The sequence below is a fragment of the Pseudomonas sp. GW821-FHT01E05 genome, from assembly GCF_059422425.1.
This window is the reverse complement of sequence record NZ_JBWKWW010000001.1, coordinates 598,224-614,561: the sequence shown is the minus strand read 5'-3', so window position 1 is coordinate 614,561 and position 16,338 is coordinate 598,224. Positions and strand designations below refer to the sequence as shown.

At 58.3% G+C, this 16,338-nt stretch carries 11 protein-coding genes and 3 pseudogenes; 3 read left to right on the top strand and 11 right to left on the bottom strand.

Annotated elements, in window-relative coordinates; translation table 11 throughout:
• Positions 1-78 precede the first annotated feature (78 nt).
• Genes AC07W5_RS03005 through glyA form a run of 4 tightly spaced genes read right to left on the bottom strand, consistent with a single transcriptional unit; the run spans position 79 to position 5,964 of the window.
• Positions 79-3,096, bottom strand: coding sequence for a sarcosine oxidase subunit alpha (locus AC07W5_RS03005; RefSeq protein ID WP_495022749.1), 3,018 nt, complete (start codon positions 3,094-3,096; stop codon positions 79-81).
• Complete coding sequence (locus tag AC07W5_RS03000) at positions 3,093-3,422, bottom strand: sarcosine oxidase subunit delta (RefSeq protein ID WP_494990619.1); 330 nt, start codon at positions 3,420-3,422, stop codon at positions 3,093-3,095. Before AC07W5_RS03000 ends, AC07W5_RS03005 begins: the two co-directional genes overlap by 4 nt.
• Before the next feature lie 14 nt (positions 3,423-3,436).
• Positions 3,437-4,687 carry a sarcosine oxidase subunit beta gene (locus AC07W5_RS02995; RefSeq protein WP_489362507.1) on the bottom strand — a complete coding sequence of 417 codons (1,251 nt, stop codon included), beginning with the start codon at positions 4,685-4,687 and terminating at the stop codon, positions 3,437-3,439.
• Positions 4,688-4,710: 23 nt separating this feature from the next.
• On the bottom strand, positions 4,711-5,964 hold the full coding sequence (glyA, locus tag AC07W5_RS02990) for a serine hydroxymethyltransferase (protein WP_494990620.1): 1,254 nt from the start codon (positions 5,962-5,964) through the stop codon (positions 4,711-4,713).
• Positions 5,965-6,397: 433 nt separating this feature from the next.
• Between glyA and AC07W5_RS02985 the strand changes: the two genes are divergently transcribed.
• Positions 6,398-7,438 carry a threonine aldolase family protein gene (locus AC07W5_RS02985; RefSeq protein ID WP_495022748.1) on the top strand — a complete coding sequence of 347 codons (1,041 nt, stop codon included), beginning with the start codon at positions 6,398-6,400 and terminating at the stop codon, positions 7,436-7,438.
• 255 nt (positions 7,439-7,693) lie between these two features.
• A pseudogene (locus AC07W5_RS02980) lies at positions 7,694-8,221 on the top strand (REP-associated tyrosine transposase); the annotation flags it as partial.
• Between the two features lie 190 nt (positions 8,222-8,411).
• Here AC07W5_RS02980 and gbcB read toward each other — a convergent pair.
• Positions 8,412-9,512 (bottom strand): glycine betaine monooxygenase reductase subunit, encoded by a 1,101-nt coding sequence (gbcB, locus tag AC07W5_RS02975; RefSeq protein WP_494990623.1) that lies wholly within the window; start codon positions 9,510-9,512, stop codon positions 8,412-8,414.
• A gap of 438 nt (positions 9,513-9,950) precedes the next feature.
• On the opposite strand from gbcB, the gene gbca reads away from it, so the two are divergent.
• Positions 9,951-11,246, top strand: a complete 1,296-nt coding sequence (gbca, locus tag AC07W5_RS02970; RefSeq protein WP_494990624.1) for a glycine betaine monooxygenase oxygenase subunit — start codon at positions 9,951-9,953, stop codon at positions 11,244-11,246.
• Between the two features lie 68 nt (positions 11,247-11,314).
• Here the strand turns inward: gbca and AC07W5_RS02965 are convergent, their stop codons facing one another.
• The 6 genes and pseudogenes from AC07W5_RS02965 to etfB all read right to left on the bottom strand — a co-directional run bounded on the left by AC07W5_RS02965 (position 11,315) and on the right by etfB (position 16,335).
• Complete coding sequence (locus AC07W5_RS02965; RefSeq protein WP_495022747.1) at positions 11,315-12,091, bottom strand: hypothetical protein; 777 nt, start codon at positions 12,089-12,091, stop codon at positions 11,315-11,317.
• 76 nt (positions 12,092-12,167) lie between these two features.
• Positions 12,168-12,938: a hypothetical protein gene (locus tag AC07W5_RS02960; RefSeq protein WP_495022746.1), complete on the bottom strand. Its 771-nt coding sequence runs from the start codon at positions 12,936-12,938 to the stop codon at positions 12,168-12,170.
• Between the two features lie 465 nt (positions 12,939-13,403).
• Positions 13,404-13,553, bottom strand: a pseudogene (locus tag AC07W5_RS02955) (metallophosphoesterase); the annotation flags it as partial.
• 54 nt (positions 13,554-13,607) lie between these two features.
• Positions 13,608-13,805 (bottom strand): annotated as a pseudogene (locus AC07W5_RS02950) (hypothetical protein); the annotation flags it as partial.
• A 1,033-nt stretch (positions 13,806-14,838) separates the two neighbouring features.
• Positions 14,839-15,405: a GNAT family N-acetyltransferase gene (locus AC07W5_RS02945; RefSeq protein ID WP_495022745.1), complete on the bottom strand. Its 567-nt coding sequence runs from the start codon at positions 15,403-15,405 to the stop codon at positions 14,839-14,841.
• Positions 15,406-15,564: 159 nt separating this feature from the next.
• The gene (gene etfB, locus AC07W5_RS02940) at positions 15,565-16,335 is read right to left on the bottom strand and encodes an electron transfer flavoprotein subunit beta (RefSeq protein WP_495022744.1); all 771 of its coding nucleotides are present in this window, start codon (positions 16,333-16,335) and stop codon (positions 15,565-15,567) included.
• Positions 16,336-16,338: the final 3 nt, after the last annotated feature.

Sequence of the window (16,338 nt, the reverse complement as noted above, 5' to 3'; positions counted from 1 at the left end):
CATGGACGCTCTGCGTCCGCTCTTGTGACGCGGAGCGTCACGGGATGCATTCCCACGCGGAGCGTGGGAACGATCGACTTACACGTTCTGGCGATCGCCTTTCGGATCGAAGAACACCGAAGAAACGATTTCCGCTTCGATCACGCTGCCGTCGGCCAGAGGTGCGAAGACTCGCTCGCCCAGACGCTTGAGGCCGCCTTTGACCACAGCCAGGGCAAACGAGTAGCCCAGGGAGTTGTGGGCATAGCTGGAGGTCACGTGACCGACCATGCTCATCGGAATCGCTTGCTTGGTGTTGAACACCAGTTGCGCACCTTCCGGCAGCCATTTGGTCGGGTCGATCGGCTTCAGACCAACCAACTGTTTGCGTTGATCACGCACGCAGTCTTCCCGGTTCATGCCGCGCCAGCCGATCCAGGAGAACGGTTTGGTGCGGCCAACACACCAGCCCATGTTCAGGTCGTCCGGGGTCATCGAGCTGTCGGTATCCTGACCGACGATGATGAAGCCCTTCTCGGCCCGCAGTACGTGCATGGTTTCGGTGCCGTACGGGGTCAGGTTGTACTTTTTGCCGGCCTCGACGATTTTTTCCAGTACGCCCATGGCGTAGTCGGCCTGCACGTTAACCTCGTAGGACAGCTCACCGGTGAACGAAATACGGAACACCCGCGCCGGTACACCGCCTACCAGGCCTTCTTTCCAGGTCATGAACGGGAAGCCGTCCCGGTCCAGATCGATGTCGGTGACTTCGCTGAGCAGCTTGCGGCTGTTCGGCCCGGACAGGGTCATCGTCGCCCAGTGGTCGGTGACCGAGGTGAAGTACACCTTGAGCTCTGGCCATTCGGTCTGTTGGTAGATTTCCAGCCATTGCAGCACGCGTGCAGCGCCGCCGGTGGTGGTGGTCATCAGGAAGTGGTTGTCCGCCAGACAGGCCGTAACGCCGTCGTCGAACACCATGCCGTCTTCTTTGCACATCAGGCCGTAACGGGCCTTGCCCACATCGAGCTTGGTCCAGGCGTTGGTGTAAACGCGGTTGAGGAACTCCCGCGCATCCGGGCCCTGGATATCGATTTTGCCCAGTGTCGACGCATCGAGCAGGCCGACGCTGTCGCGCACGGCTTTACATTCGCGTTTGACGGCGGCGTGCAGGTCTTCGCCGTTTTTCGGGAAGTACCAAGGACGCTTCCATTGACCGACGTCTTCGAATTCGGCGCCGTTCTTCACGTGCCAGGCTTGCAGGGCGGTGTAACGCACCGGCTCGAAGATATGGCCACAGTGACGACCGGCTACCGCACCGAAGGTCACCGGCGTGTAGTTCGGGCGGAACATGGTGGTGCCCATTTGCGGGATGGTCACGTTCAGGGAACGCGCCGCAATGGCCAGACCGTTGACGTTGCCGAGTTTGCCCTGGTCGGTACCGAAACCCAGTGCGGTGTAGCGTTTGACGTGCTCGACCGATTCGAAACCTTCGCGGGTCGCCAGTTCGATGGCGGCGGCGGTGACGTCGTTCTGCAGGTCGACGAATTGCTTCGGCGCCCGTGCAGTGGCTTTTTCATGAGGCACCTGGTACAGCGCCAGGGTTGGCTCTTCCAGACGGGTCAGGGCTTTTGGCAACACGCCCTGGACCGATTTGAACCCGGCTTCGCTGGCAGCACGCACGCCACCTTCAAAACCATCGGCCAGCGTGTCGCCAAGGCTGTACACGCCATTCACACCACCGACGCACACGCGTTTTTGCGGTGCTTCGCCCGGTACGAAACCGAGGATGTCTTCACGCCAGATCGGCTTGCCGCCCAGGTGCGAAGCGAGGTGAACGACTGGGCTGTAGCCGCCGGAGCTGGCCACCAGATCGCACTCCAGCCATTCGCCAGGGCTGGTCACGGTGTGGGCCTTGACGTCGATGGCCGCAACGCGAGCCGCGGTCACATGTTTGCTGCCACGAGCTTCGACCACTGCGCTGCCGGTCAGAATACGGATGCCTTTGGCCCGTGCTTCTTCTACCAGCGCACCGCGTGGATTGCTCCGTGCGTCAGCGATGGCCACCACTTGCAGGCTGGCATCGAGCCAGTCCAGCGCCACGCGATAGGCGTGATCGTTGTTGGTGGAAAGCACCAGTTTCTTGCCCGGCGCTACGCCATAACGACGGACGTAAGTCGAGACTGCGCCGGCCAGCATGTTGCCCGGCACGTCATTGTTGCCGTAGACCAATGGACGCTCGTGAGCGCCGGTCGCCAGCACCACACGCTTGGCGCGGACCCGGTGGATACGCTGACGCACTTGACCGATCGGTGCGCGGTCGCCGAGGTGATCGGTGAGGCGCTCGTGAATGGTCAGGAAGTTATGGTCGTGGTAGCCGTTGACCGTGGCGCGCGGCAACAGCAGCACGTCCGGCAGGGATTTCAGTTCAGCAATGACGCTGGCGATCCATTCGGCGGCTGGTTTGCCGTCGAGGCTTTCGCGGGTGTCGAGCAGGCTGCCGCCGAACTCTTCCTGTTCGTCCGCCAGAATCACCCGGGCACCGCTGCGCGCGGCTGCCAGAGCGGCTGCCAGACCAGCAGGGCCAGCGCCGACGATCAGCACGTCGCAGTGCTGGTTCATGTAGTCGTAGGTATCCGGATCGTTCTCGGTCGGCGAACGGCCTAAACCTGCGGCCTTACGAATGTATTTTTCGTAGGTCATCCAGAACGATTGCGGGTACATGAAGGTTTTGTAGTAGAAGCCCGGCGGCATCAGCTTGCCGCCGACCTTGCCGAGAATCCCCATCATGTCGTTGTTGACGCTCGGCCAGCCGTTGGTGCTGCTGGCGACCAGGCCCTGGTACAGCGCCTGTTGAGTGGCGCGCACGTTAGGGATCTGCGTGGCTTCAGTGGCGCCGATCTGCAGCACTGCGTTCGGCTCTTCGGCACCGGCGGCGAAGATGCCCCGCGGGCGAGAGTATTTGAAGCTGCGACCGATGATATCCACACCGTTGGCCAGCAAGGCTGCGGCCAGGGTGTCGCCTTCGAAGCCTTTGTAGCTCTGGCCGTTGAAGGTGAAGCTCAAGACTTTATTGCGGTCGATCCGGCCGCCGTTGGACAGACGATTGATCTGGCTCATACCTTCTCTCCCAGAGCCGTCGCGGCCGCTTTCGGACTGTCTGCTTTACCGGTGAATTGCGGCTTGGCGCCGATCTTGTAGGTTTCGAGAATCTCGTAGGTCACGGTGTCACGGGTGGCGTTGAAGTACTGACGGCAGCCGGCGACGTGATCCCACAGTTCGTGGTGCAACCCGCGTGGGTTGTCACGGAAGAACATGTAATCGCCCCACTGCTCGTCAGTGCAAGCGTTCGGGTCCAGTGGGCGCGGGATGTGCGCCTGGCCGGATGCATGGAATTCCTCTTCGGAGCGCAGTTCGCCGCAGTGAGGACAGAAGATGTGCAACATAGGGATTTCTCCTGTTAGTGGGCGACAGCTGCAGCGCCGTGTTCATCGATCAACGCACCGCTGTGGAAACGGTCGATGGAGAATGGAGCGGCCAACGGGTGCATTTCACCCTTGGCCAGGCTTGCGGCAAACACGTTGCCCGAGCCAGGTGTCGCTTTGAAGCCACCGGTACCCCAACCGCAGTTGAAGAACATGTTCGGAACCGGGGTTTTCGAGATGATCGGGCAAGCGTCCGGAGTGGTGTCGACGATGCCGCCCCACTGACGGTTCATACGTACGCGGGACAACACCGGGAACATCTCGACGATGGCCTGAACAGTGTGTTCGATCACCGGGTACGAACCACGCTGGCCGTAGCCGTTGTAGCCGTCGATACCGGCGCCGATCACCAGGTCGCCCTTGTCGGACTGGCTGATGTAACCGTGTACGGCGTTGGACATGATCACGCTGTCGATAATCGGCTTGATCGGCTCGGACACCAGCGCTTGCAGCGGGTGGGATTCGATCGGCAGACGGAAACCGGCGAGTTTGGCCATGTGCCCGGAGTTACCTGCGGTGACCACACCGACGCGCTTGGCGCCGATAAAGCCCTTGTTGGTTTCCACACCGATGCACACACCGTTTTCCTTACGGAAACCGATCACTTCGGTCTGTTGAATCAGGTCCACGCCCAAGGCGTCGGCGGCACGGGCAAAGCCCCAGGCCACGGCATCGTGACGCGCCACGCCGCCGCGACGCTGGACGGTAGCGCCCATCACCGGGTAGCGAGTGTTTTTCGAGCAGTCGAGGTATGGGATCTCGTCCGCCACTTGCTTGGCATCGAGCAGTTCGCCGTCCACGCCGTTGAGGCGGTTGGCGCTGACCCGACGCTCGGAATCACGGATGTCCTGCAGGGTGTGGCACAGGTTGTAAACGCCACGCTGGGAGAACATCACGTTGTAGTTCAGGTCCTGGGACAGGCCTTCCCAGAGTTTCATCGCGTGTTCGTACAGGTGCGCCGATTCGTCCCACAGGTAGTTGGAGCGAACGATGGTGGTGTTGCGCGCGGTGTTACCGCCGCCCAGCCAGCCTTTCTCGACCACGGCCACGTTGGTGATGCCGTGCTCCTTGGCCAGGTAGTAGGCGGTCGCCAGACCATGCCCGCCACCGCCGACGATGACCACGTCATAGACCTTTTTCGGGGTCGGCGTGCGCCACATCTTCTGCCAGTTTTCATGGTGGCTGAGGGAGTGCTTGAAGAGGCCGAAGCCCGAGTAGCGTTGCATAGTCATTTACTCCAAAACTGCTCTCAGCGGTAAACCGGGAAGTCCGCGCACAGGGCTGCCACATTCTTCGCCACATCGGCCTCGACATCGGCATCGCCGAGGTTGTCGAGAATGTCGCAGATCCAGCCGGCCAGCTCGACGCACTGAGTGACCTTGAAGCCGCGAGTGGTGACCGCCGGGGTGCCGATTCGCAGGCCCGAGGTGACGAACGGCGACTGTGGGTCGTTCGGTACGGCGTTCTTGTTCACGGTGATGTGAGCGCGACCCAAAGCGGCGTCAGCTTCCTTACCGGTGAGGCCCTGACGGATCAGGCTGACCAGGAACAGGTGATTGTCGGTGCCGCCGGACACTACATCGTAGCCGCGTTTGATAAAGATGCTGGCCATGGCCTGGGCGTTGTCGATCACTTGTTGCTGATAAACCTTGAAGCCAGGCTCCAGCGCTTCCTTGAAGCACACCGCTTTAGCGGCGATCACGTGCATCAGCGGGCCGCCCTGACCACCAGGGAATACGGCAGCGTTGAGTTTCTTTTCCAGCTCTTCGTTGGCACGGGCCAGGATCAGACCGCCACGTGGACCGCGCAGGGTTTTGTGAGTGGTGGTGGTGACCACGTCAGCGTACGGCAGCGGGTTCGGGTACAGACCGGCAGCGACCAGACCGGCGACGTGAGCCATGTCGACGAACAGATAAGCGCCGACTTTGTCCGCGATCTGACGGAAGCGTGGGAAATCCAGGGTTTTCGAGTAGGCCGAGAAACCGGCGATGATCATTTTTGGCTTGTGCTCGACCGCCATGCGCTCGACTTCGTCGTAGTCGATCAAGCCAGTGTTGGTGTCGATGCCGTACTGCACAGCGTTATAGAGCTTGCCGGAGAAGCTGACCTTGGCGCCGTGGGTCAGGTGACCGCCGTGAGCCAGGCTCATCCCCAGTACGGTGTCGCCGGCCTGCAACAGGGCAAGGAACACCGCTGCGTTGGCCTGGCTGCCAGAGTGCGGCTGGACGTTGGCGTAGTCGGCACCGAACAGCTGCTTGGCGCGTTCGATGGCCAGGGCTTCAACCTTGTCCACGTGCTCGCAACCGCCGTAGTAGCGCTTGCCCGGATAGCCTTCAGCGTATTTGTTGGTCAGGCCGCTGCCTTGCGCTTCCATGACGCGTTTGCTGGTGTAGTTCTCCGACGCGATCAGCTCGATGTGATCTTCCTGACGTAGCTCCTCGGCATTCATGGCCGCCAGCAGTGCATCGTCATAACCCTGGATTTGGTCTTGCTTGCTGAACATCGCGTCTCTCCCAGCGGCGGCGGTGCGCCATTCGTCTCGGTGAGGCCTCTGTCCTTGGACAGTGCCCTTTGGATGCGATGGTATGACCGGCGCAGACAGGCCAAATGCCTATGGACGCCACGTAAAGGTGCGTTTACGACATAGGCTGGCGCGCAGGGATCATTGGTAGCTGATCGTTTATGCACGCAAGCCTTGCGTAGCAGCTGCCGAAGGCTGCGTTCGACCGAGAATCGGTCGCAAATCCGGTATCCACGATTTACCTGCAAGACCGCGTTTTGAGCGTTTTACGACCGCTTCGCGGCCGGACGCAGGCTTCGCCAGCTGCTACAGGGGACCGCTCGCGCATCGGGAATTATTCCTACAGAATCAGCAGATGTGCGCTTCCTGCGATTCTGGTTAAAGTGCGCACCATCATCGACCACAGGATCCGGCCATGACCGATAAGAGCCAACAATTCGCCAGCGACAACTATTCCGGCATCTGCCCTGAAGCCTGGGCGGCCATGGAACAGGCCAATCAAGGCCACCAACGCGCCTACGGCGACGATGAGTGGACCGCACGCGCTTCGGACGACTTCCGCAAACTGTTCGAAACCGACTGCGAAGTGTTCTTCGCCTTCAACGGCACCGCAGCCAACTCGCTGGCACTGTCGTCGTTGTGCCAGAGTTACCACAGCGTAATCTGCTCGGAAACCGCCCACGTCGAAACCGACGAATGCGGCGCACCAGAATTCTTTTCCAACGGCTCCAAGCTGCTCATCGCAGGCACCGAAAACGGCAAACTGACCCCGGAATCGATCCGCGAAATCGCCCTCAAGCGCCAGGACATCCACTACCCGAAACCACGCGTCGTGACCCTGACCCAGGCGACCGAAGTCGGTAGCGTCTACACCCCGGAAGAAATCCGCGCCATCAGCGCCACCTGCAAAGAGCTGGGCCTGAACCTGCACATGGACGGTGCGCGCTTCTCCAACGCTTGCGCGTTCCTCAATTGCTCGCCCGCCGACCTGACCTGGAAAGCCGGCGTTGACGTGCTGTGCTTCGGCGGGACGAAAAACGGCATGGCAGTGGGTGAAGCGATTCTGTTCTTCAACCAGAAACTCGCTGAAGACTTCGACTACCGCTGCAAACAGGCCGGGCAACTGGCTTCGAAAATGCGTTTTCTCTCGGCGCCGTGGGTCGGTCTGCTGGAAAACGACGCCTGGCTCAAACACGCCCGCCACGCCAACTACTGCGCGCAGTTGCTGAGCGAGCTGGTGAGCGACATTCCAGGGGTTGAACTGATGTTCCCGGTGCAAGCCAACGGCGTGTTCCTGCAACTGTCGGAATCGGCCGTCGCGGCGCTGACCGCCAAGAGCTGGCGTTTTTACACCTTCATAGGCAAAGGCGGCGCCCGCTTCATGTGCTCGTGGGATACCGAGGAAGAGCGGGTACGAGAACTGGCGGCGGATATTCGAGAAGTGATGTCCCGCTAACCCCCGTCACCCTGATCATTCCCACGCTCCGCGTGGGAATGCCTCTAGGGACGCTCCGCGTTCCTGCCTCACCGCCTACGTAGAGCCGGACACCGTTGTGACGCAGAGCGTCACGGGCTGCGTTCCCACGCAGAGCGTGGGAACGATTATTAGAGGCGCGTCGCAATTTCCCACTAACTCCGCGGCGCTGTCCTCTAGCACCACCCCACAACCCCGCTCACCCTGATCATTTCCACGCAGCAAAGGAATGCACCCATGGGCCGCAGCCGCTACACCATCACCGAGCCCGACAAGCCCCACTTCCTGACCTGCACCATCATGGAGTGGCTCCCGTTGTTCATCCGCCCCTACATTGTCGATCACCTGCTCAATTGCTGGCGCTATCAACAATCCCATCAGAACTTACAGCTGTATGGCTACGTCATCCTGGAAAACCACCTGCACTTTGTTGCCGAAGCTCCGGACCTGAGCAAATGCCTCAGTCAGTTCAAATCTTTCACCGCACGGAAAATCATCGACGATCTGCAAAGCAAAGGCGCAGAACGAGCCCTGCAACGCCTGCGTTTCAGCAAGCGCGCCCATAAGCTCGATCGGGTGTATCAGCTGTGGCAGGAAGGTTCACACGCGGAGTTGGTTTACAGCGAAACAGTAATGCGCCAGAAACTGGACTACATCCATCACAACCCGGTGAAACGCGGGTATGTGGATCTGGCAGAGCACTGGCGGTACTCAAGCGCTCGGAACTATGCAGGGATGGAAGGGCTTATCGAGATTCAGCGCTGGTTATTGAAACGTACTCCCCGGACGACGGCGGCGAGACAGGAACGCAGAGCGTCCCGAGAGGCATTCCCACGCAGAGCGTGGGAACGATCATGGTTGGGGGGCTCCACGTGAGCTCGTTGAGCTCATTCCCACGCTCTGCGTGGGAATGCAGCCCGGGACGCTCTGCGTCCCTTCCCCCCGGAGTAACGGGTTAAAACTCGATCCGCACATCCCCTTTCGGCACGCTGCAGCACGACAGAATGTAGCCCTCGGCTTCGTCTTCTTCGGTGATGCCGCCGTTGTGCTCCATCTCGACCTCCCCGCCCAGTTTCATCACTTTGCAGGTGCCGCAGATGCCCATGCCGCAGGCTTTGGGGATCAGCAGGCCGAGTTTGGCGGCGGCTGCGTGGACGGTTTCGCCCGGTGCGACGCGAATGCTTTTGCCGGAGGCGGTGAATTCCACCTGGTGCAGGTCGGCGGCATCGATTGGCGGCGCGTCGGCCGCTTGTTCGGCGTGTTCGACGGCGTCAGCGCGCGCTTCCGGCGGGGTCGCGCCGAAGGACTCTTCGTGATATCGCGACATGTCGAAGCCAGCGCCTTCCAGCAAGCGCTTGACCGCGTTCATATACGGCGTCGGGCCGCAGCAGAACACTTCGCGCTCCAGGAAGTCCGGCGCCATCAACTCGAGCATTTTGTGGTTCAGGTAACCGCGATAACCGGCCCACGGCTCACCCATGCCATGCTTCTCGCAGATCAGGTGCAAGCTGAAGTTGTCGATCCGCGATGCCATATGTTCCAGCTCGCGGTGATAGATGATGTCTTTGGGCGAGCGGGCGCTGTGGATAAACACCATGTCGACATTGCCGTTGGTGTCGTAGAACCAACGGGCCATGGACATCACCGGGGTGATCCCGACGCCACCGCTGAGGTAGAGCACTTTCGGCGCGGTGAAATCCATGGCGTTGAACAGCCCGACCGGGCCGTGCACCGCCAGCTCCTGGCCTTCATGCAGGGTGTCGTGAAGCCAGTTGGACACCTTGCCGCCCGGAACGCGCTTGATGGTCACCGAAAAGCTGTACGGCACCGAAGGCGAGCTGGAAATGGTGTAGGAGCGCATGATCGGCACACCGTCGATTTCCAGCTCCAGGGTGACGAACTGCCCGGGCTTGAAGAAGAACAGAATCGGCTGATCGGCCATAAAGCAGAAGGTGCGCACATCCCAGGTTTCCTGGATGACTTTGACACAACGGACGATGTGCCGACCATTGGCCCAGGTCTGGGTTGTTACCGGATTCAGGAAACTATTGGACATGCTGATCTCCACGGCCGACTGTCGGCCTCATGTTGCCGATTCTGCTCAAGGCGTGCAGTGGCCACTTACCTATCTACGACATTCACGTACTTATCGCGACCAGCCCCCAACCGCCGGGGGTTGCGCGTCGGGAACAGATTTGGCCATGTCGCCCATGGATAAGGTTCTGGCCTGCGCCGGCCCCACACTCGCTTCAACAGATAAACGCTGTTTTCTGCCTTGCGTAGCAACCGTGGCCAGTGTCACGGGGTTGTACGGAGCAAGCCCGGATGCATGAAGTTCTGAGCCAAGGCGCCGCGACGAGTCATAGCCCGCTATGGCGAGGAGCGGCAACGCAGGATCAGGACTTCAGGCGCCGGACTTGACCGTACAACCCCGTTACACTGGCCATACAGCCACTATTCGCCGGCCACACAGATGGCCATGAGGACTTAAACGATGGACGTCACCACTACCCTGAGCTTGGGCGATCCACTGGAACCCGCACGCAAGGCCACCGCGCAGATGCTGCAAGAGCGCGAGCGTACGTTCTCGCTGCCGCAGCCGTTTTACTCTGATGAGCGGCTGTTTGATATCGACATGCAGGAGATCTTCCAGAAAGAGTGGCTGATCGCCGGCATGACCTGCGAAATCCCGACCAAGGGCAACTACCTGACCCTGCAAATCGGCAAGAACCCGATCATCGTGATTCGCGGCGCAGAAGGCGTGGTTCATGCCTTCCATAACGTCTGCCGCCACCGTGGTTCGCGTCTGTGCACCAGCGAAAAAGGCAAAGTTGCCAAACTGGTCTGCCACTACCACCAGTGGACCTACGAGCTTGACGGTCGTCTGTTGTTCGCCGGCAGCGAGATGGGCGACGACTTCGACATGAAGCAGTACGGCCTGAAGCCGGTGAACGTGAAGACCGCCGGTGGCTACATCTTCATCAGCCTCGCGGAAAACCCGCCGGCCATTGATGACTTCCTGTCGACACTGAACCATTACATGGAACCGTACGACATGGAAAACACCAAGGTGGCGGTGCAAACCACCCTGGTGGAACAGGCCAACTGGAAACTGGTGCTGGAAAACAACCGCGAGTGCTACCACTGCAACGCGTCGCACCCGGCACTGCTGAAAACCCTGCTGGAATGGGACGACGTTACCGACCCACGCGCCGACCAGGCGTTCAAGGACCACGTAGCCGCTTCCGCCGCTGCCTGGGAAGCCGAGAAGATTCCTTACGCTCACGCCAGCTTCGGCCTGCGTAACCGCATCGTGCGCATGCCACTGCTCAAGGGCACCGTGTCGATGACCCTGGACGGCAAGCAAGCCTGCAAGAAACTCATGGGCCGAATCCAGAACCCGGATCTGGGCTCGATGCGCATCCTGCACCTGCCGCACTCGTGGAACCACTGCATGGGCGATCACATCATTGTGTTCACCGTGTGGCCGATCAGCGCGCAGGAAACCATGGTCACCACCAAATGGCTGGTGCACAAGGACGCTGTCGAAGGCGTGGATTACGACGTCGACCGCATGCGTGAAGTCTGGGATGCCACCAACAATGAGGACCGTCGTCTGGCCGAAGAGAACCAGCGCGGGATCAACTCCACCGCGTACCAGCCAGGCCCGTACTCCAAGACCTACGAGTTCGGTGTGGTGAACTTTGTGGATTGGTACAGCGAGCGTCTGCTGAACAACCTCGGCGCAGAACCGGCGCCGTACCTCAAAGGCGTACCGGTTCACGGCTGAGCACCTCGACTCTCTCTTCAGCAGTAAACGAAAAAGGGCGCATGCGCCCTTTTTTCGTTTCTGCCGAATCAGATATCCAGACGGTCGAGATATTGCCGGGTACCTGTGTTCGCCTGAACTTCAGGAGGAATCAGATTAGCCGGAATCAGCATAATATTTTTCCGGATATTTGTTTCGCCCAACTTATCAATGATTTGCTGCCGAATGCCCGCATAGCTTGATTCTATTAATTCGGCCCTGAACGAACTGACACTGATATTCCCCAGCAAGTCCTTGACCGCAAACTTCTGATTAAAGACATCCAGCATCACTAACTCCGACGTCTTGAAATAAACACTGCAGACAGACAATCGACTACCACCATGGATAACGCTGATTTGCAAATTGACCACGGACACGGCTTGCGGAACAGGGGATTTTTTTTCAGGAATTAGTTCGGCATGAGTCTTGGCATTAAACAAAAGCGACGGTGCACTGGACTCAGGCAAATCGAGCCAGAGACCGATACTCTCGTCAATACTATTAACCAATTCCCGATCCAGCGTTTTGAAAAATGTCGCTTCCAAAACCTTCTTCACTGTCACTGAGCGAACAAGTGCGGGAACAGGATAGCTGACGGTACTGTAATTGATAATCTGCCAAAACATATTCCCCAGCGCAGCTCGATAAAAATCCAACCACGCAGCCGGATCAATAAAACGCGAAGTCAGCTTCTTGTCAGCGGCCATTTGGCACAATAGATTGGAATGAAGAACATCTTCGACGACCGTGTGGTCCGCGACCGACGGTGTGGCTGATATTAAATTACCTGAAACGACATAAGTTTCGGCGGCAGGTAAACTCATGGCAAATCATCCTTGAATAATGACGACAGTAACGAAAGCAAGCCCGACACGCTGTGCCGGGCTGCTATCCGGCCAGTTAAATGTCCAGGTCTTTGACAAAGTTCTTGGCGTTATCGCCGAGCTTATCGATGACGGCTTGGCGAACCTGCTTGTACACTGATTCGTTCAGAACGATCTGTTGTGCAGCCCGATACATCCTTGAACTCGACGAACTCCAGTGCCAGAACAGGAAGCTCCCGCTTTGCACGGTAGTGGTGGCGTTGACGCAGGTCAGCACCATGATCACGTTGCCGCCGGAATCTTGCGCAACCGGCAAGATCTGGAAGGTACCCGTGCCGCTTTTGGTGCTGCTGTTATCGAAGAGCTTGAGGGCCCCCTGATTATTAGGGTTAGTCTTCAACGCATTGAAGGTTTGCGACACCACCAGATAAAGCGACGACTCGGGTGCAACGACTTGGGCAAGGATTTCCAGAACAACCTGGTCCATCGTTACATCGGTGTTTTTTGGTTGATAATCAGAGTAGGCGGTCGCCACACGGCCCCAGCCAAGATTCGCCAGACCGTCGGTATAATACTTGAACCAGTCTTCTTTCTGTTTATCCGGATCAAATTTTTTGTCGGCCGCCAGTTGCATCAACAAGGTGCTGTTTTGCACGTCGTCCCTGGCTTGAATGGTGAGCCCGGAGACGAAAGAAACGACACTTCCTTTCACCACGGCTGCGCCTTGTTCGTCGGCATTTGTACGAACGACAGCCGACTTCTCGCGGGCACTTACTCCAGTCGCCGCTGGAATTTCAAGGTTCGAAATCCAGGCCAGACGCTCTACATGGGTTTCAATAACACTCATGACAATGCTCCATATTGTTAATAAGTTAGTGACACAAGTTTATACCGTAACCAAGCAAGCAGACCTCACTCAAAAACCACACACCTCCAGCGCGCAGTTCAAAAAGTGGCCATTATATTTTCGATAACATAATTTAAACTTACCGCCTGTTTGACGGTAATTATTGTTTCAAGCCAGCGGCAAGGGATATCGGTTAAAGCGGGGTATGTAAACGATGCTCATGCGGTAAATATCCATTCTCTGTCTCCTTGAGAATTGCGAATACTCAGCGGTCATTCTTCCAGTACTTTTTTGCAAGTACCAGTAAAGGCCCGAAGCCATGCGCTGTCAATGCGCTGTTATAGACTCATAAGGAGTTAAGTTTTTTATTATCAGGGATATTGGCGATAACTTCAGCGGTTGCTGTGCGCCTATGTCAGAAGCACTTACCCACAGCACCGCCAAAGCACTCTCACACGCCCACTATCAACGAGATGACCATCGCACACTGCCATCCTCGCCAATAAACGTCTCTTCGATGCTCTCCCCCACCAGTCGCACCTTCACGTAACCGTTCAGCACCCGCAAAAGGTAGGCCTCATCCCGCGCGTTTTGGGTTTCCGACCACAACACCTGTCCTTGTAGTAACCATAGGCGCCGCTTTACATCTCGTGATTGGAATTGAGGGTGACCGCTGATAAAGCAGATCGGCATGCCCGGCCGATCGAAGTGCGACATGTAAACATCCTCACCCTTGAAGTTGACCAAGTAACCTTTACGCGCAGTCAGCGCCAGGTGCTCGAAGGTCTGCATGTTCGACTCGCCGAACTGCTCGTGAAGGTTGTCGTGCAGGGTTTCGTTGAGGGTGTCGTGACGATAAAGCGACGAACGAGTACCTGGCCACCGAGTGAACCCGGCGACAGCAATCTGTGTCGTTGGAAAGGGTCAGGCGCTATAGACGCGCGCGCTGATTGGCGGCTCGACGATGGGCTCGCTTACGCAGCGAAGTCTGTGGGCCGGGACGCGGGTCGTGCAGGGAATGGGGGGCGAGCGGTGTGGCTGGCTATCCTTCACACGTTCTCCCTGAACCAAATGTGGATAAGTGACGGTTGTCCTTGGTAACTGGTGAGTGAAGACAGCCCGCAGATTGAAGTCAAGGAAGTACATTAGACCTGTACGAAATCTGATCTATTGTGCTCGGGCCTATAAGCGGCGGGGCTTGCAGGGTTTAGCAAACAAGTTATCCACACCTCCACCCACAGTAAATGAGGACAAGTGTGAGTTTGCCGGGAATTCTCTTGATAAATAACCAAGAAAAACCGTGACTTATCCAGAAGCAGGGTTCTTGGCGTCGATTGGTTATTTTTTAACCTAAAGCCTGCAAGCCACGGTTTACATAGCCTGTAGAGGATGGCGAACACCTTATCCACAGAAGCGCCAACAGACTTTGGGGGCAACTTGGGTGGATCTGTGGAAAACCACCGGAGACCGCGATAAATCGGGGTTTTCAGGCGGTTTATCGGCTTGAATCGGTGATTTGGTTGTTTTTTAACCAGCGCCCTGATAAGCCCGGTTTGTATGGTCTTTAGCGGACAGCGAACATCTTATCCACAGAAAGGCCAACAGAGATTGGGGGCAAGTATTGGTATGCAAGCAAAGTTATCCCAGGGAAAAAGCTCGAAAAAACCGCAGGTTAGGCTGATTGTTTTTTGCACGAAGGGTTGCAGGGCTTGATTGGCGTAGGGTGTAGCGAGGGGTGAACATGTTATCCACAGAAGCGCTAACAGGGATTGTGGGTAAATCCAAAAGTCCCTGTAGGAGCCGAGCTTGCTCGCGATAGCGGTTTATCAGGCGACAGCGATGGTGAATGTCAGTACGCCTTCGCGAGCAAGCTCTGCTCCTACAGGGATTTGCGTTCGGCTCACGGCCGATACATCAGATAGGCTTCACCCGTGACCCGAATCATCGGATGAGGAGTGACCTGGCAGGTTTTGACGATGCCAAAGCCGTGTCGCTCATAGAAACGCAGGGCGCCGGTGTTCGCGGCGTAGTCGATCAGACTCAGGCCATTGAGACCCAACTGGCTGGCTCGCGCATGGGCATGCTCAAGGAACTGCTTGCCCAGGCCCTGGTTACGCCAGCCCTCGTGCAGCGCCAGGCTGGAAATGTAGAGCGTGTCAGGGATTTCCATATCGGCGTAGGGCGCCAGGACCGGATCGGTCACAGGCTCTGCCTCGGGATCTTGGCGCATTGTGTAGCTGTGCATCATGCCGACGACTTCGCCCTCGGACTCCGCAATCAGGCAGTTCTGGTAAGAGAAATCCACGTCGTCACGGGCGTACCGGGCGGCGCCTACATCGAGTAAATCCTGCCCCGACGCTGCCAGTTTGCTCCAGATATAGTCGGAGCAACCCTCAGAGGAAATCTGAAACAAGCGAGCAATCTCGCGCGCATCGGAGCGCAGAGCCGAACGAAATTTAACTGCCATTACCCAACCCCACAGGACATTAACAAGATCGTTCCCACGCGCAGCAAATGCAGCCCTTGACGCTCCGCGTCACAGCCGAAGCGGACGCAGAGCATCCATAGAGGCATTCCCACGCGGGAGCGTGGGAACGATCAAACGATCATCGCGTCACAGTCGGAACTAGCGAACCACGCCTTCTTCAATCAGCAGTTTGAGGATCGCTTCGGCGCCCTCTTGGACGCTGACGCCCTTGAGCACCTGCCCACCGCCGCCGCTGGCCTTGGCCGTTGCGGCCTTCATGCGATCAGCGCCGCTTTTGGCCTTGATCACTTTCAGACGCTTTGGCCGGGGTTTCGCCGGTTGCAGCGTGGCGATTGTGAGTAACTCATCGTCGACCACCTCCACCTGATCGGCCTGCAACACCCCGCGCCGGGCCGGGCCATAAGCACTTTGCCGAGGTTTCGGCGCGGCGTTATCCACAGTCGCGAGAAACGGCAGGCGGACTTTCAGCCGCCGACGTTGACCACGGGGCAAGGCTTGCAGCACCAGGGCCGAATTACCATCGATGGATTCGACCTGCGCCAGACCCACGACCAGCGGCCAACCAAGGCTTTCGGCCAGAAGGAACGGCAACATGCCCGAGCCTTCCCCGGTTTCCGCCTGGCTGCCGGTCAGCACGACCTGCGCCCCGGCATCGCGCAGATAGTCGGTCAATGCTGGAAGCGCATCCGCGCCGGGCGGCTGCTCCAGCACATGCAGCTGCTCCAGCCCCATCCCCAGGTAGGCCCGCAGTGCCGGTTCCGCGATATCGCCGGCATGCAGCACTTGCAGGTTATCCCCAGCCAGTTGCAAACCCAGTTCGACCGCCCGCGCGTCCTGTTCGGCACGCCGAGGTCGCCCGGAAGTCGGGTGGGCGCCGATGGACACCAGGCTGATCACATTCGTACTCATAAC

What these genes read in the sequence shown, in the direction of transcription:
- AC07W5_RS03005 (WP_495022749.1), bottom strand. Translation starts at nt 3,096, where the DNA reads ATGAGCCAGATCAATCGTCTGTCCAACGGCGGCCGGATCGACCGCAAT.
- AC07W5_RS03000 (WP_494990619.1), bottom strand. Translation starts at nt 3,422, where the DNA reads ATGTTGCACATCTTCTGTCCTCACTGCGGCGAACTGCGCTCCGAAGAG.
- AC07W5_RS02995 (WP_489362507.1), bottom strand. Translation starts at nt 4,687, where the DNA reads ATGCAACGCTACTCGGGCTTCGGCCTCTTCAAGCACTCCCTCAGCCAC.
- glyA (WP_494990620.1), bottom strand. Translation starts at nt 5,964, where the DNA reads ATGTTCAGCAAGCAAGACCAAATCCAGGGTTATGACGATGCACTGCTG.
- AC07W5_RS02985 (WP_495022748.1), top strand. Translation starts at nt 6,398, where the DNA reads ATGACCGATAAGAGCCAACAATTCGCCAGCGACAACTATTCCGGCATC.
- gbcB (WP_494990623.1), bottom strand. Translation starts at nt 9,512, where the DNA reads ATGTCCAATAGTTTCCTGAATCCGGTAACAACCCAGACCTGGGCCAAT.
- gbca (WP_494990624.1), top strand. Translation starts at nt 9,951, where the DNA reads ATGGACGTCACCACTACCCTGAGCTTGGGCGATCCACTGGAACCCGCA.
- AC07W5_RS02965 (WP_495022747.1), bottom strand. Translation starts at nt 12,091, where the DNA reads ATGAGTTTACCTGCCGCCGAAACTTATGTCGTTTCAGGTAATTTAATA.
- AC07W5_RS02960 (WP_495022746.1), bottom strand. Translation starts at nt 12,938, where the DNA reads ATGAGTGTTATTGAAACCCATGTAGAGCGTCTGGCCTGGATTTCGAAC.
- AC07W5_RS02945 (WP_495022745.1), bottom strand. Translation starts at nt 15,405, where the DNA reads ATGGCAGTTAAATTTCGTTCGGCTCTGCGCTCCGATGCGCGCGAGATT.
- etfB (WP_495022744.1), bottom strand. Translation starts at nt 16,335, where the DNA reads ATGAGTACGAATGTGATCAGCCTGGTGTCCATCGGCGCCCACCCGACT.